Here is a 13771-nt window from a genome sequence, read left to right on the forward strand (position 1 = left end):
ATCGTCGGATGGAACGAGGATAATCTAATGAGCGATACCGCTGAACGCGTGAAGAAGATCGTCGTGGAACAGCTCGGCGTCGATGCCGAGAAGGTCGTTCCGACCGCGAGCTTCATCGACGACCTCGGGGCCGACAGCCTCGACACCGTCGAACTCGTGATGGCGTTCGAAGAAGAGTTCGGCGTGGAAATCCCGGATGACGCGGCCGAGACGATCCTGACGGTCGGCGACGCCGTGAAGTTCCTCGACAAGGCCGCCAGCGCCTGATTTCAGCACCGTCAAATTCGACTTTGACGTCCAAAGAGCCGGGGAGCGCGCAGCGTCTCCGGCTTTTCGTTCACCGGGCGGGACATGGGTGAGACGATGATGCGCCGCGTAGTTGTGACGGGAATGGGCCTTCTCACGCCGCTCGGCTGCGGCGTGGAGGAAACCTGGTCGCGTCTCATCAAGGGCGAGAGCGGGGCCTCCAAGGTCGAGCGCTTCGACGTCTCCGACATCGCCGCCAAGATCGCTTGCCAGATCCCGCGCGAAGGCGCCGGCGCCTTCAATCCAGACGACTGGATGGAGCCGAAGGAGCAGCGCAAGGTCGACGAGTTCATCGTCTTCGCCATGTGCGCCGCCAAGCAGGCTCTCGACGACGCCGGCTGGCATCCCAGGACTCCCGACGACCAGAACACCACCGGCGTCCTCATCGGCTCGGGCATCGGCGGCATCGACGGCATCGCCGAGGCGGCGATGATCCTCCGCGACAAGGGCCCGCGCCGCATCTCGCCCTTCTTCATTCCGGGCCGCCTGATCAATCTCGCCGGCGGCTACGTCTCCATCGCCCACGGCCTCAAGGGCCCGAACCACGCGGTGGTCACCGCCTGCTCGACGGGCGCCCACGCCATCGGCGACGCCGCCCGCCTCGTCGCCTTCGGTGATGCCGACGTGATGGTGGCCGGCGGCACCGAATCGCCCATCAGCCGCCTGTCGCTCGCCGGCTTCGCCGCCTGCCGAGCGCTCTGCACCACCTTCAACGACGAGCCGACCCGCGCCTCGCGCCCCTACGATCGCGACCGTGACGGATTCGTGATGGGCGAGGGCGCCGGCATGGTCGTGCTGGAGGAATACGAGCACGCCAAAGCCCGCGGCGCGAAGATCTATGCCGAGGTCATCGGCTATGGCCTCTCCGGCGACGCCCATCACATCACGGCGCCCGCCGAAGACGGCGACGGTGCCTTCCGCTGCATGCAGGCGGCGCTGAAGCGCGCCGGCATCAGCGCCTCCGACGTCGACTACATCAACGCCCACGGCACCTCGACCATGGCCGACGGCATCGAACTCGGGGCGGTCGAGCGCCTCGTCGGCAATGCCGCCTCGAAGATCTCCATGTCCTCGACCAAGTCCTCCATCGGCCACCTCCTCGGTGCGGCCGGCGCGGTCGAGGCGATCTTCTCCATCCTGGCGATCCGCGACCAGGTGGCGCCGCCCACCCTCAACCTCGACAATCCCTCGGTGGAAACGGCCATCGACCTCGTGCCGCACGTGGCCCGCAAGCGCCCCATCGAGACGGTCCTGTCCAATTCCTTCGGCTTCGGTGGAACCAACGCATCGGTCATCTTCCGCGCTGCGGCTTGAGGCGGGGACCCGCCTTTCGCCACATTCCCTGCGCATCACTCCCCACCGTGATGCGAGCACCTGATCAGAGCGCGGCCCCATGATCGATCGTCCCGGACCCAACCCGCAGAACGGGTCCCGCCCGGCCATCAAGTCGCCCCGAGCGGCCCTCGAGCCCGAATCGGCGCCGCCGCCGCCGCCGGCCTCGCGCCATGCCCGCAACCAGTGGGTCGTCATCGGCAACCTGATCATCACCATCCTGCTGGTCGGCCTCGTCGGCGGCATGGCGGCGTTCCTCTATGCCCGCCAGGCCTTCGTCGCCCAGGGTCCGCTGCAGCAGGATCGCGCCGTCTTCATCGAGCGCGGCTCGACCGCCGAGGCGATCGCCCAGACCCTGGAGCGCAACGGCGTCATCAACAGCGCGCTGCTCTTTTCGGCCGCCGTCCAGCTCTACGGCGTACGCGGCGACCTGAAATGGGGCGAGTATCTCTTCCCCCGCGGCGCCTCGACCGCCGAGGCCCTCGCCATCGTGCTCGACGGCAAGCCCATCGAATACCGCGTCACGATCCCGGAAGGCCTGACCTCGGAGCAGATCGTCGGGCGCCTGCGCGACAACGACGTGCTCACCGGCGACATCGCCCGCATCCCGCGCGAAGGCTCGCTGCTGCCGGACACCTACCGCTTCACCCGCGGCACCACCCGCCAGCAGATGATCGACCAGATGACGCAGTTCCAGACCCGGCTGCTGCAGCAGATATGGGCGCGCCGCAGCCAGGACCTGCCGCTGCGCACGCCGGAAGAGCTCGTCATCCTCGCCTCCATCGTCGAGAAGGAGACCGGCAAGGCCGAGGAGCGGCCGCGCGTCGCCGGCGTCTTCGTCAACCGCCTGAACCGCCGCATGCGCCTGCAGTCCGACCCGACCATCATCTACGGCATCGTCGGCGGCCGCGGTGCTCTGGGCCGGCCGATCCTGCAGTCGGAAATCCAGCGTCTGACGCCCTACAACACCTACCAGATCGACGGCCTGCCGCCGACGCCGATCGCCAATCCTGGCCGCGCCGCCATGGAGGCCGTCGCCAACCCGGTTCGCCATCGCGATCTCTTCTTCGTCGCCGACGGCACCGGCGGCCACGTCTTCGCCGAGACGCTGGAGCAGCACAACCGCAACGTCGCCAACTGGCGGCGCATCGAGCGCGAGCGCGCCGAGGCGGCGGGCACCCCCGCGGCCACCGCCGATACGCCGGCAGCTCCCGCCGGCACGCCGCCCCGCGCCACCACCCGTTGACGGGTGCCCGCCACGGCGGTGCTTGACCTCGCCGCGGCGGCGACTTAACGCCCTCAGGGTCACTCCGCCTCAGAGGAATCCATGGCCCTGTCCAGCATGACGGGATTTTCCCGTGCCGAAGGCGCGACGGGCGCAGCCCTCTGGGCCTGGGAGATCAAGTCCGTCAATTCCAAGGGTCTCGACGTCAAGCTCAAGCTGCCCCCCGGCCTCGATGCGGCCGAGCCGGCTGTCCGCCAGAAGATCTCCGCCGCGGTCGCCCGCGGGTCGGTCTTCGCTTCCCTCTCGGTGAAGCGCGAGACCGCCACCACCGAGGTTCGCATCAACGAGGCGGTCCTGGCGCAGGTCGCCGAGGCGGCGCGCCTCGTCGCCGAGCGGATCGACGCCCGTGCCCCCGCGATCGACGGCCTCCTCGCCATCAAGGGCGTCATCGACGTGGTGGAGGCCGAGGAGAGCGAGGAGGAGAAGGCCCGGCTCGTCGCCGACATTCTCGCCGGCCTCGACGTGGCGCTCGCCCGCCTCCTCGACATGCGCCGCAGCGAAGGCGCCGCTCTCGGCACCGTGCTCACCGAGCGTCTCGACGAGATCGCCGCCCTGAAGCGCGAGGCCGAGGACAATCCCTGCCGCCGCCCCGAGGCGATCCGCGCCAGGATCGCCGACCAGATCGCGGCGCTGCTCGAACCCGGCCGCAACTTCGATCCGGACAGGCTGCACCAGGAAGCCCTGATGGTCGCCTCCAAGGCCGACATCCGGGAAGAGCTGGACCGGCTCGACGCCCATGTCGCCGCCGCCCGCAAGCTGATGGGAGAGGGTGGCGCCGTCGGCCGCAAGCTCGACTTCCTCGCCCAGGAGTTCAACCGCGAGACCAACACGCTCTGTTCCAAGGCCAACGACGTGACGCTCACGGCGACCGGCCTCGCCCTCAAGGCGGTGGTCGAGCAGTTCCGCGAGCAGGTCCAGAACCTGGAGTAGCCATGGCCGACCCCGTTACGGCCCGCCGCGGCCTCATGCTCATCCTCACCTCGCCCTCGGGCGCGGGGAAATCGACGCTCACCCGCCAGCTCCTCGCCGAGGAGACCGATATCGCGCTCTCCGTCTCGGTGACGACCCGCGCCCGCCGCAAGGACGAGATTGACGGCGTCCACTACCACTTCATCGATCGCCCCACCTTCGAGCGCATGCGCGAGGCGAACGACCTGCTCGAATGGGCCGAGGTCCACGGCAATTGCTACGGCACGCCGCGCCGGGCGGTGGAGGAGGCCCTGTCCGCCGGCAAGGACGTGCTGTTCGACATCGACGTCGCCGGCGTGCGCCAGCTTGCCGCCATGGTGCGCGAGGACATGGCGACCGTCTTCCTGCTGCCGCCCTCCGTCGCCGAGCAGATCGCCCGGCTGAAGCGCCGCGCCAGCGACGATGAGGCGGCCATCCTGAAGCGCCTGCGCACGGCGCGCGACGAGATCGGCCACTGGGCGGATTTCGACTACATCCTCGTCAACGACGACCTCGGCCGCGCCTTCGCCGAGCTGAAGGCCATCCTCCACGCCGAGCGGCTGAAGCAGCGCCGCCGCCCGAAGCTGGAGGCGCTGATCGCCGAGCTCGGCCGGGACCTGGATGCGGTGATCGCGAACGGTGTGTCGGGGCTGCCGGAGGCTCGTTGAGGTCGGCTGGCCGACATGTCCGGCCGCGTCGGCTCAGCGCCGCCGCGTTTGGAGCACTGCGAGGAAGCCCAGAGCGACGAGGCTGAAGCCGAGGGCGCATCCGAGCACCGCCTGTGCCCCGACATGGACCAGCAAGGCCGAGAGCAGTGGCGGGGCCGCCGCGTAGATGAGATTGAGCGGCAGCCCGATGCGCGCCATGGCCAGGGCATAGGTGGCCTTGTCGTAGAAGACGAGCGGCATGGTAGCCCGGGCCACGGCGAAGGCGCCTCCGGCCAGGCCGAAGAGCAGGGCGAAGAGGCCCAGGGCCCAAAGCGCATCTCCGCCGACGAGCAGCGCGCCGATCCCCAGCGGCATGACCATGGCGGCGATCAGGCCCGTCGCCAGCCCGTCCCAGCGCCCGCCGCCGGCAATATCGAGCAACCGTCCGCCCACCTTCAGCAGACCGACCAGCGATCCCATCGCGATCGCCTCGGCCGCTCCGACCCCCAGTGCCTTGGCGGTTTCGATGATGACGGCCTCGAAGCCGACGGTGACGAAGCCGTTGCAGACGATGGCCCCGACGATCAGGCCGAATGTCCCGCGGGGCGGCCCCGCGCCTCCGCCGGTCTCCCTTGGCGAAGCGGGCTCCGCTGACCCGCCGCTGTCGCGCAGGCCGAACCGGATCAGAGGCAGAGCAACGACGATCAGCGCGACGGCATAGACGACCACCGTCGCCCGCCAGCCCATTTGGGAGGAGAGCGAGGCCGTCAGCGGCCAGAAGATGCTCGATGCGAGGCCTGTGACCAGCATGAGCGATCCGATCGCTGTCCTGGCGCGCTGCCCGCCGACGGCGTTGAGATGGACATAGGCGGAAGTGGTCAGGGACGATGCGCTGAAAAGCCCGAGAAGCGTCCAACCGGCGAAATAACCTGCAGGTCCGGACGCGGCGGCGAGAAGAAGCAGGCCGCCGGCGCCGGTTGCGAAGCCAGCCAGCATGAGCGTGCGCGCCCCCAACCGAACCAGCCAGCGTCCCAGCATCGGTGCCGCGAGCGCGGTGACGACATACATGGTCGATGTTCCGAGGAATACCGACGGCAAGGACATGCCGAGGTCGGTGGCGACGACAGGGCCGACCACCGGGAGCAGGCTGAGCACGCCCCATCCCAGGGTCTGGGTAACCGCCAGGACGGTGAGCGTCATCGCCAGAGGGGTGCCTTGGTACTGCATGGCCGAATGATATGGCGGAGGCGGCGAGGGAAGGTGACCGGCGGGTGACAAAGAAGCCGTCAGCCTGCATGCCTGCTCTTCATCCGCCGGCAGGCTCGCCTAGGCCTCTCCGCCTTCGGCCAGCCGCGCCAACCGGCAGAAGTCCTCGATCGTCAGGTTCTCCGCCCGCTCGGTCGGGTCGAGCCCCGCCGCCTCGATCAGCGGCATGGGATCGCGGCCGAGGCCCTTGAGGCTCTGGCGGATCATCTTGCGGCGCTGGCCGAAGGCGGCGAGCGTCACCCGCTCCAGCATCTTCACCGAACAGGGCAGGGGTTCAGCCCGCGGCACGAGATGGACCACCGTCGAGGTGATCTTCGGCGGCGGCACGAAGGCCGAAGGCGCCACGTCGAACACCATCTTCGCGCTCGTGCGCCAGCCGGCGAGCACCCCGAGGCGGCCGTAAGCGTCCGAGCCCGGCGCCGCGACGATGCGCTGCGCCACCTCCTTCTGGAACATCAGCGTCAGCGACTGGTACCAGGGCGGCCAGGCCTCTCCCGTGAGCCAGCCGGTGAGGAGGTTCGTCCCGACATTGTAGGGCAGATTGGCAACGATGCGGGCCGGCGCGCCGCCGGTGAGCGCGGCGAAGTCGACCCTCAAGGCATCGCCCTCGATCACCTCAAGCCGGCCGGGATAGGCCGCGGCGATCTCCGCGAGGGCCGGCAGGCAGCGCGCGTCGCGCTCAATGGCGATGACCCGGCCCGCCCCGCCGGCGAGCAGCGCCCGGGTGAGGCCGCCGGGCCCCGGACCCACCTCCACCACCGTCGCGCCCTCCAGCGGCCCGGAGGCGCGGGCGATGCGGCTCGTCAGGTTGAGGTCGAGCAGGAAGTTCTGGCCGAGCGCCTTCTTCGCCATCAGCCCGTGGCGGGCGATGACCTCGCGCAGCGGCGGCAGAGGGTCGATCGCGCTCAAGCGGCGGGCTTCTTCTGGGCGAGCCGGCCGGCGAGCGCGATCGCCTGGATCATGCTGGTCGGGCGGGCCGTGCCGGTGCCGGCGAGGGAATAGGCCGTGCCATGGTCGGGCGAGGTGCGGATGAAGGGGAGGCCGAGCGTGACGTTGACGCCCTCGTCGAAGGCGATGGTCTTCACCGGCGCCAGCACCTGGTCGTGATACATGCCGAGCACCGCGTCATAGGTCTCGCGCGCTGCCGGGTGGAACAGCGTGTCGGCGGGATGGGGGCCGGTGGCGGCGATGCCGAGGCGCTGGAGTTCCGCCACGGCGGGAGCCACCACCTCGATGTCCTCGCGGCCGATCAGCCCGTCCTCGCCCGCGTGCGGGTTGAGCCCGCAGACCGCGAGCCGCGGGCGGGCGATGCCGAACTTGGTCGCGAGGTCGTGGGCGACGATGGCGCCGGTCTCGACGATCAGGTTCGTCGTCAGGCGCACGGGCACCGCGGCGACGGGGATGTGGATGGTGACGGGAACGACGGCCAGCGTCTCGCTCCAGATCATCATCACCGGTCGCACCGGCCCGACGCGGAAAGCCCGCGCCAGTTCGCCGAGGAATTCGGTATGGCCCGGATGGGCGAAACCCGCCTCTGCCAGCACCGACTTGGAGATCGGTGCCGTGACGATCGCCCCCGCCCTGCCCGAGCGGATGTGGTCGACGCCCGTCCGGATCGCCTCGATGACCAAAATGCCCGTCTCCGAGGTCGGTTGGCCCGGCCGGTCGTCCATGCCCTCGCCGATATCGAGCACCGGCAGGCCGTAGGGAAAGGTCTCCACCGCCTCTTCCGGCAGGCAGGGGACGACAGGCACGCCGATCCCGAGCCGTACGGCTCGAGCCTCCATCAGGCCCGCGTCGCCGATCACGTAAAAGGGGGGGAGGCGGTGTGCCGCCCGGTCCCGCCAGGCCATGAGGGCGACATCCGGACCGATGCCGGCCGGTTCGCCCATGGAGATGGCGAGGGGCAGGAGCACGGCGCCGCTCAGCGCCGCTCGCCGCGGCCGTCGCGATAATTGATCACGGAGGTCTGCCGCAGCCGGGCGAGGTAGGTCTCGGAGATGCGCTTCATCTCGGCCGTGGTCATTTCTTCGCGCACCTGGTTGCGGGCGGCGGTATCGCTGGTGCTCGCCTCTTCCTTGGAGCAGACGGCGATCATCTCGATGCCCTGCTGGGTGCGGCTCGGCGGCGTCAGCTTGCCCACTGCAGTCTGGTCCAGCACCTGGCGGAAGGCGGGGCTAAGGTCGGTATTGAGGCGGCGGAACTGCTCGCGCACGGCGGCGTCGGGAATGGCCGCGACCTTCTCCATATCGGTGGCGCAACTGGAGAACCGGCCGCGCAGGGCGTTGGCCTCGGCCATCCGGCGCTGCACCTGGGCCGGCGGCGCGTTCGCCGCCACCAGAAGCACGACCGGCCGGAGCACGTAGTTGACCGGGCGCGTCGCGCCCTGCCGGCGCGACAGGGCGTCGACGAGCTGGGTATCGGTGATGAAGATCGTGCGGCCGTAGCGGGCACCGATCAGGTTGGACCAGGACAGGTCGGCGCGCAGCTTGCCCTTGTAGACTCTGGGTTCGATGCCCTGGGAGCGCAGCACCTGGTCGAAACCGCGAGGGTCGAAGCCGGAGCGCTGGGCGACCTGGGCATAGGCAGCCGCCACCTGCTGCTCGTTGGCCTCGACGCGGTAGCGCCGGGCCTCGGCGAACTTGATGCGGTCGTTGATCAGGTCCTGGAGCGCCTGCTCCGCCGAATGCGGCCGGCCCTCGCGGATTTGCAGCAGGCGCTGGCGCTGGGGGATGTCGAAGCTGGTGATCGGGACGCCGCCGACGGTGGCGATGACCCGGCCTTCCTGGGCGGAGGCGGAGCCGGCGACGACCCCGGCGGACAGGGCGACGGCGAGAGCAGCGGCGAGCAAGGGTCGCACGGGAACCATGAGGGCGCCTCCTTGGACAGGGAACGAAAATGCCGAGCCTGCTCCCTCGCCCAAGAGGGTGGCGCAATCAGGGCAGGGGGGTCATTGCGAGGGCGGATTGAACCAGTTCGAGACGTTCTGGGACAGGGTCAGCTCGCCGATCGTGCGCAGGTTGAACCGGAACATGAAGCGGTGGACGTCGCGCGTCGTCGCGACGTTGTTCAGCGTCACCACCTCGGCGGCGAAGTCGCGGGAATAGTAGAAGCCGAGCTGCATCGCGTCGTCGAGATAGTTCACGCCAACGGTCAGGCCCTCGATCTTGTTGCGCTCGGTGAGGTCCGACGCCACCGTCGCAGCCAGGTTCTGCCGCTGGAAGGCGAAGCGCGCCGCGCCGTAGAGCGTCCAGTTGGTGGCGACCGTGTAGGAGAGGGCCGCGCCGACGGCGCTGCGCGACACGAGATAGCCGAGGTCGGGCTGCGGCGCGAGGAAGCCGTAGGTGCCGGTCAGGGCGAAATTGCCGAAGCGCCCGGTGGCGTCGATCTCGCCGCGCTGGACCGCGAAGGTCCGCTCGTCGAAGCGGCCGCGGGCCGAGAAGCGGAAGTTCCGATCGAGCTGGTACTGGAACCGCGCCACATAGTCGGAGCGCTGCTTGTCAAGACCGGAATTGGCCCCGGTCGCCGCCATGTCGTAGAGCGCGCCGGCCGAGAACGAGTTGATTCCGAACAGGTGGAGCGACTGGCCGAACATCACGTTCATCGACGAGCCGTTGGTGAAACGGTGGGTGACGTTGAGGCCGTAGTTCAGCCGCCCGCCGCCCTCGACCCGGTCCCAGCCCGAGAACTTGTTGACCTGGAACAGGTTGGTGTCGTCGAAGACGAGGCTCTGCGCGTCCTCGTTCGGGATGTAGCCGATGTTCTGCTCGCTCGGCCGCGCGATGATCTGGAGGATCGGCTCGACCGTCGTCGTGCCGTAGGCGTTCCCGGCGATCCAGGGATAGCGGTAGGTCATGCCGACGGCCGGCATGAACCGCGTGTAGATTCTGTCGTCCTGCGCCAGGCGCGAGAAGGAGCCGAGCACGGCACTCTCGTCCTTGAGATGGTGATAGGTCACGTCGCCGCGCACCGAGACGAAGGGCTCCCAGACCTGGCCCATGGCGTCGATGACGCGGCGGCGCCAGGCCGCCTCGGCGGAAACGCGCGAGTAGTTGCCGTCGATGCCGTTCACGAGGCAGTTGCGCGGGTCGAGATTGGTGTAGAGAGCCGTCTGACCCCTGGGGAGGCTGCGATTGCAGATCATCGGCGCCAGCGGGTTCTGCGGGTTGGTCGTGTCCACCGCGAACGGGTTCCGGCGCGACACGTCCGCCGCCTCGCGCGACAGGCTGACGACGCTCGTCCGCCAGGAGAACTCACCCCCCATGACCGACTGGTCGAGAACCCGGAAATAATCGAGCACCGGGTGGGTGGTGGGCAGGATCTTGTTGTCGGTGTCGGTCGCGGTGATGCCGACATAGCGGGTCGCGGACAGGTCGAACCAGCTGCGCGATCCCTGTCCCCGCAGGAAGACGCGGGAATTGGCCTCGGTCTGACCCGGCAGCGACAGGGAATAGTCCCTGAGGAAGGCCGTGTCCGACATGAGGTTGAGGTCCCAACCCACGGACCACCGCTCGGTGACGCGGAAGATGCCGGTCGTGTGCAGGATGCCGCGGAACTCGCGGTTGCCCACCTCCCGTGTCACGCCGTCGTTGTACATGAACACGCCGGGGTCGTTCTGCCGGATGCCGGCGGCCCGGATCGAATAATAGCCGCTCTCGAAGCCGTGCCGCCACTCGGCGATGGGCATGAAGCCCTGGCGCGAATAGTAGCGCGGCGCGATCAGGAGGTCGTAGTTCGGCTGGATGTTCCAGAAATAGGGCACCTCGACGCCGATGCCCGTGCGGTTGGAGCCGGCGATGCCGGGCACGAGGATGCCGGACGCCTTGCGCACGGTCGGGTCGGGCGACCAGAAGCGCGGCATATAGGCGATCGGCACGCCGAACATCTCGAAGCGCGCGTCCTCGAAATAGATCGTCCGCTCGGATTCCCGGTGGATGATGCGCTTGGCCTTGATCACCCAGGTCGGCGGCTTCGACAGGTCGGCGCGGCAGGAGGCGCAGGCCGTATAGGCGGCACGTTCGAAGGTCGTCGTGTCGCCGCCCTCGCGCGTCACGTCGGTGGCGCCGATGAACCGGCGGTCCGGCGTCTCCAGGTTCAGCGAACGGATGAAGCCGTTGGTGAACTGCTGGTCGAACTCCATGTCCTGGCCGTGGGCGATGTTGCCCGACGGTTCGGTGATGCGGACGTTGCCGGTGGCCCGAACGCGGCCCGAGCGCTGGTCGTAGGTGACGACGTCGGCCTCGATCGTGCGGCCGTCGTAATAGATCTGGACGTTGCCGCGCGCCGACACCCGGCTCGTCCGCTCATCATAGACGAGCTGGCCGGCATTGACCTGCATCGGCGTGCCCGGGGGCGTGGAGGAGAAGGTCGGCCCCGCGACGGCGGTGGGGGGACCGGCGGACCGCACGGGCGAGGGCGGCGCCGGCTGATTTTGCACCTGCGTCGGGTCGAGAATGTAGGACCGCCCCTCCACCGGCGCATCGGCCGTCTGGGCGCGCAGGGGTGCAAGTCCACCCGACGCGACGACCAGCGCCAAGAGGCTGGCGGTCGCGGTCAGGGCAGAGCGGGCGATTCGGGTCGTGGAAGCCGCCGGGCGGCGTGCTGCGCGAAGCATCAGCCGTCCTCCAGCTTCAGTAGAACCATGAAACCCATCAACGCACCGATAAATGCAGGCGACCAGGCGGCGAGAACCGGGGGCACGAGATTCGAGCGCCCCAGATTGCCGGCCAGTTCCGAACCCACGTAAAGCAAAAATCCGGCGACCACGCCACCCAGAATCGTCTTGCCCAATCCGCCGAGCCGGGCGAAGCGCAGGCTGGCGGCGGCGGCCACCAGCACCATCGCCACCAGAAGCAGCGGTCTGGCGAGCAGAAGCTGGTACTGCAGCTCGAAACGGGCCGCCGGCAGGCCCGAACGGCGCGCGAGCTCGATGAATTGCGGCAGTTCCCAGAACGACACCTGCTCGGGCATCACGAAGCTTTGTCGGACCTGGTCGGCGGTGAGCTGGGTGGCGACCCGGTGGGTCTCGCGCTTCACCGGCTCTGCCCCGACGGGGGTGACGACCGCCTTGCGCAGCAGCCAGAATCCCTCGTCCAGCTCGGCGCTTTCCGCGTCGATCCGCTCCTTGAAGGCACCGTCGGCGCCATAGACCAGCACGCTGACGCCGCTCAGGCGCTGGCCGCGCTCGGTTGCGGAGGCGGCGTTGATCACGGCCTGACCGTCGGGTGTCGCCTGGCGCAGCCAGAAATTGGTGCGCTGATCGCCCTGAAGGGCCCGGCCGAACAGATCGGACTCCAGCTTGAAGCTGCGCTCGCGGAAATCGGAGGCCACCGGATTGTAAACGGTGGCGGCGAAGACCCCGAGGAGCACCGCCACCACCACGGGGGGCGTCAGGAACTGCCAGGCCGACAGGCCCGCCGCCCGCGCCACCACAAGCTCCAGTTTCCGCGACAGCCCGAGGAAGCACAGCATGGCGCCGACGAGCACCGCGAAGGGCAGCACGATCTCGATGAAGGCGGGAACGCGGTAGACGGTCAGCAGCGCCACCAGATGGGTCGGCGCGCGACTGGCATCCTCCACGCGGCGGAGCTGCTCCACGAAGTCGACGATGAGCACCAGGCCGAACGTGCCGAGGAAGGTGCCGCCCACCGCCGCCAGGAACTTGCGCGTCATATAGCGGGAGAAGGTCGACACCATCAGGCGCTGCCTCCCTGCGCCGTGCGTGCCGCGATCATCCGCGTGACGCGGTCGGTGATCTCGTTCGACAGGCGCGTGAGCACCTCGGGCGGGCGGACCTTGATCAACCCGAGCGACATGGCGCCGAAGAACACGATGGTGACGACGGGGAGGAGATAGACGAGGGGCACCGCCGCCGGCCGCGCCGCCACGATTCCGGACACGGCAAAGCCGCCGCCGCGGAAGGCGGCCATGATGATGATCGCACCGGCGATCGCGGCTCCGCGGCTCTGCCGCGTCGTACGGGCCTGTCCCAGCATGGCGAACGCAATACACAACATGGCCAGTGGGTAGAGCGGCGCGGCGAACCTGTCGTGCAGCTCCTGACGGAACCTCCCACGCCACCGCTCCAGCATGGGATCGGCGGGGTCGGGGCTCATGAGTTCGGACGTATAGCGCTCGGATGGTCTATAAATCGTTTCGGCCGCCTGCGTGAGCTGCGACAGGTCGAAGGCGTAGCGGTCGAAGACGACGATCGACGTGGCCCCGTCCTTCGTCTCGCGCCGCTGCAGGTTGCCGTTCTCCAGCACGAAGAACGTGCCCTGCGGCTGTTCGCTGATCACGCCGCGCTCGGCCACGTAGATCATGTGTACCTGCGGATCGCGGGTGTCGGCCACCACGATGCCGAGGAGCACGCCGCCCGGGGCGCGGTCGCGGATGTGGAAGGTGAGGCCGCGATCCGCCTGGGTGAACTGGCCCGGCCGCACGATGGCGGTGAGCAGGTTCGCCTGGACCTGCGTCAGCAGCAGGCGGAAGTGCCGGATGGAGGAGGGCGTCAGCCACAGCGACAGCGCGCCGACGAAGACCATGACCAGCATCGTCAGCACGAAGAGCGGACGGGCGACTCGCGCCGGCGACACGCCGGCGGCCGACATGACGATCAGCTCGGAATCGCTGTTCAGCTTGTTCAGCGTCTGCACCACGGCGATGAACAGCGCGATGGGCGCGATGAGGGCGAGCAGCACCGGGATGCCGAGGCTCGTCATCATGAAGAACAGGGCGATGGTCTGGCCGCTGTTGGTCACGAGGTCGAGCTGTCGCAGGACCTGGGTGATCCAGACGACCAGGGTCAGGATGAACAGCCCGGCCACGAAGGCGAGGGCAGCCTGCCGGAAGATGTAGCGTTCGAGGGATCCCATTCCCGGCTCATGCTGGTGCAGGGTCCGCCAACCCGCGCTTGGTTCACGGCCAACGGTTAGAAGCCGATCATGGCGACGGCAAGGTGGCGCGGTCCGGCATTGCCGATTCCCGG

Annotated in this window: 12 protein-coding genes; 5 read left to right on the forward strand and 7 right to left on the reverse strand. The window is 68.9% G+C overall.

The features are described from left to right. The first annotated feature begins 27 nt into the window (after positions 1-27). The 5 genes from C6569_RS05310 to gmk all read left to right on the forward strand — a co-directional run bounded on the left by C6569_RS05310 (position 28) and on the right by gmk (position 4539). Positions 28-267 (forward strand): acyl carrier protein, encoded by a 240-nt coding sequence (locus tag C6569_RS05310; protein WP_106747857.1) that lies wholly within the window; start codon positions 28-30, stop codon positions 265-267. A gap of 99 nt (positions 268-366) precedes the next feature. Then, positions 367-1620, forward strand: a complete 1254-nt coding sequence (gene fabF, locus C6569_RS05315) for a beta-ketoacyl-ACP synthase II (RefSeq protein ID WP_106750907.1) — start codon at positions 367-369, stop codon at positions 1618-1620. Positions 1621-1699: 79 nt separating this feature from the next. Next, positions 1700-2884, forward strand: coding sequence for an endolytic transglycosylase MltG (gene mltG, locus C6569_RS05320; protein WP_245898245.1), 1185 nt, complete (start codon positions 1700-1702; stop codon positions 2882-2884). A gap of 81 nt (positions 2885-2965) precedes the next feature. Beyond that, complete coding sequence (locus C6569_RS05325; RefSeq protein ID WP_106747858.1) at positions 2966-3853, forward strand: YicC/YloC family endoribonuclease; 888 nt, start codon at positions 2966-2968, stop codon at positions 3851-3853. Positions 3854-3855: 2 nt separating this feature from the next. Next, on the forward strand, positions 3856-4539 hold the full coding sequence (gene gmk, locus C6569_RS05330) for a guanylate kinase (RefSeq protein WP_106747859.1): 684 nt from the start codon (positions 3856-3858) through the stop codon (positions 4537-4539). A gap of 33 nt (positions 4540-4572) precedes the next feature. Here the strand turns inward: gmk and C6569_RS05335 are convergent, their stop codons facing one another. The 7 genes from C6569_RS05335 to lptF form a co-directional block, all read right to left on the reverse strand. Beyond that, a complete protein-coding gene (locus C6569_RS05335) occupies positions 4573-5718 on the reverse strand; it encodes an MFS transporter (protein WP_245898246.1) in 1146 nt (381 codons plus the stop codon). A gap of 126 nt (positions 5719-5844) precedes the next feature. Further along, positions 5845-6693, reverse strand: coding sequence for a 16S rRNA (adenine(1518)-N(6)/adenine(1519)-N(6))-dimethyltransferase RsmA (gene rsmA / locus C6569_RS05340; RefSeq protein ID WP_106747861.1), 849 nt, complete (start codon positions 6691-6693; stop codon positions 5845-5847). Further along, on the reverse strand, positions 6690-7676 hold the full coding sequence (gene pdxA / locus C6569_RS05345) for a 4-hydroxythreonine-4-phosphate dehydrogenase PdxA (protein WP_425440711.1): 987 nt from the start codon (positions 7674-7676) through the stop codon (positions 6690-6692). Before pdxA ends, rsmA begins: the two co-directional genes overlap by 4 nt. Positions 7677-7708: 32 nt before the next feature. After that, a complete protein-coding gene (locus tag C6569_RS05350) occupies positions 7709-8653 on the reverse strand; it encodes a peptidylprolyl isomerase (RefSeq protein ID WP_106747863.1) in 945 nt (314 codons plus the stop codon). Between the two features lie 81 nt (positions 8654-8734). After that, positions 8735-11398 (reverse strand): LPS-assembly protein LptD, encoded by a 2664-nt coding sequence (locus tag C6569_RS05355; RefSeq protein ID WP_106747864.1) that lies wholly within the window; start codon positions 11396-11398, stop codon positions 8735-8737. After that, the gene (lptG, locus tag C6569_RS05360; protein ID WP_106747865.1) at positions 11398-12480 is read right to left on the reverse strand and encodes an LPS export ABC transporter permease LptG; all 1083 of its coding nucleotides are present in this window, start codon (positions 12478-12480) and stop codon (positions 11398-11400) included. The genes C6569_RS05355 and lptG overlap by 1 nt, the downstream gene beginning before the upstream one ends. Beyond that, the gene (gene lptF, locus C6569_RS05365) at positions 12480-13658 is read right to left on the reverse strand and encodes an LPS export ABC transporter permease LptF (protein WP_106747866.1); all 1179 of its coding nucleotides are present in this window, start codon (positions 13656-13658) and stop codon (positions 12480-12482) included. Before lptF ends, lptG begins: the two co-directional genes overlap by 1 nt. Positions 13659-13771: the final 113 nt, after the last annotated feature.

This window comes from Phreatobacter cathodiphilus (assembly GCF_003008515.1).
In the GTDB taxonomy this organism is placed as follows: Bacteria; Pseudomonadota; Alphaproteobacteria; order Rhizobiales; family Phreatobacteraceae; genus Phreatobacter; species Phreatobacter cathodiphilus.

Bases quoted from the DNA above. Each gene is read 5' to 3' on its own strand.
- C6569_RS05310 (WP_106747857.1), top strand. From the start codon at position 28: ATGAGCGATACCGCTGAACGCGTGAAGAAGATCGTCGTGGAACAGCTC.
- fabF (WP_106750907.1), top strand. From the start codon at position 367: ATGCGCCGCGTAGTTGTGACGGGAATGGGCCTTCTCACGCCGCTCGGC.
- mltG (WP_245898245.1), top strand. From the start codon at position 1,700: ATGATCGATCGTCCCGGACCCAACCCGCAGAACGGGTCCCGCCCGGCC.
- C6569_RS05325 (WP_106747858.1), top strand. From the start codon at position 2,966: ATGGCCCTGTCCAGCATGACGGGATTTTCCCGTGCCGAAGGCGCGACG.
- gmk (WP_106747859.1), top strand. From the start codon at position 3,856: ATGGCCGACCCCGTTACGGCCCGCCGCGGCCTCATGCTCATCCTCACC.
- C6569_RS05335 (WP_245898246.1), bottom strand. From the start codon at position 5,718: ATGACGCTCACCGTCCTGGCGGTTACCCAGACCCTGGGATGGGGCGTG.
- pdxA (WP_425440711.1), bottom strand. From the start codon at position 7,676: ATGGGCGAACCGGCCGGCATCGGTCCGGATGTCGCCCTCATGGCCTGG.
- C6569_RS05350 (WP_106747863.1), bottom strand. From the start codon at position 8,653: ATGGTTCCCGTGCGACCCTTGCTCGCCGCTGCTCTCGCCGTCGCCCTG.
- C6569_RS05355 (WP_106747864.1), bottom strand. From the start codon at position 11,398: ATGCTTCGCGCAGCACGCCGCCCGGCGGCTTCCACGACCCGAATCGCC.
- lptG (WP_106747865.1), bottom strand. From the start codon at position 12,480: ATGGTGTCGACCTTCTCCCGCTATATGACGCGCAAGTTCCTGGCGGCG.
- lptF (WP_106747866.1), bottom strand. From the start codon at position 13,658: ATGGGATCCCTCGAACGCTACATCTTCCGGCAGGCTGCCCTCGCCTTC.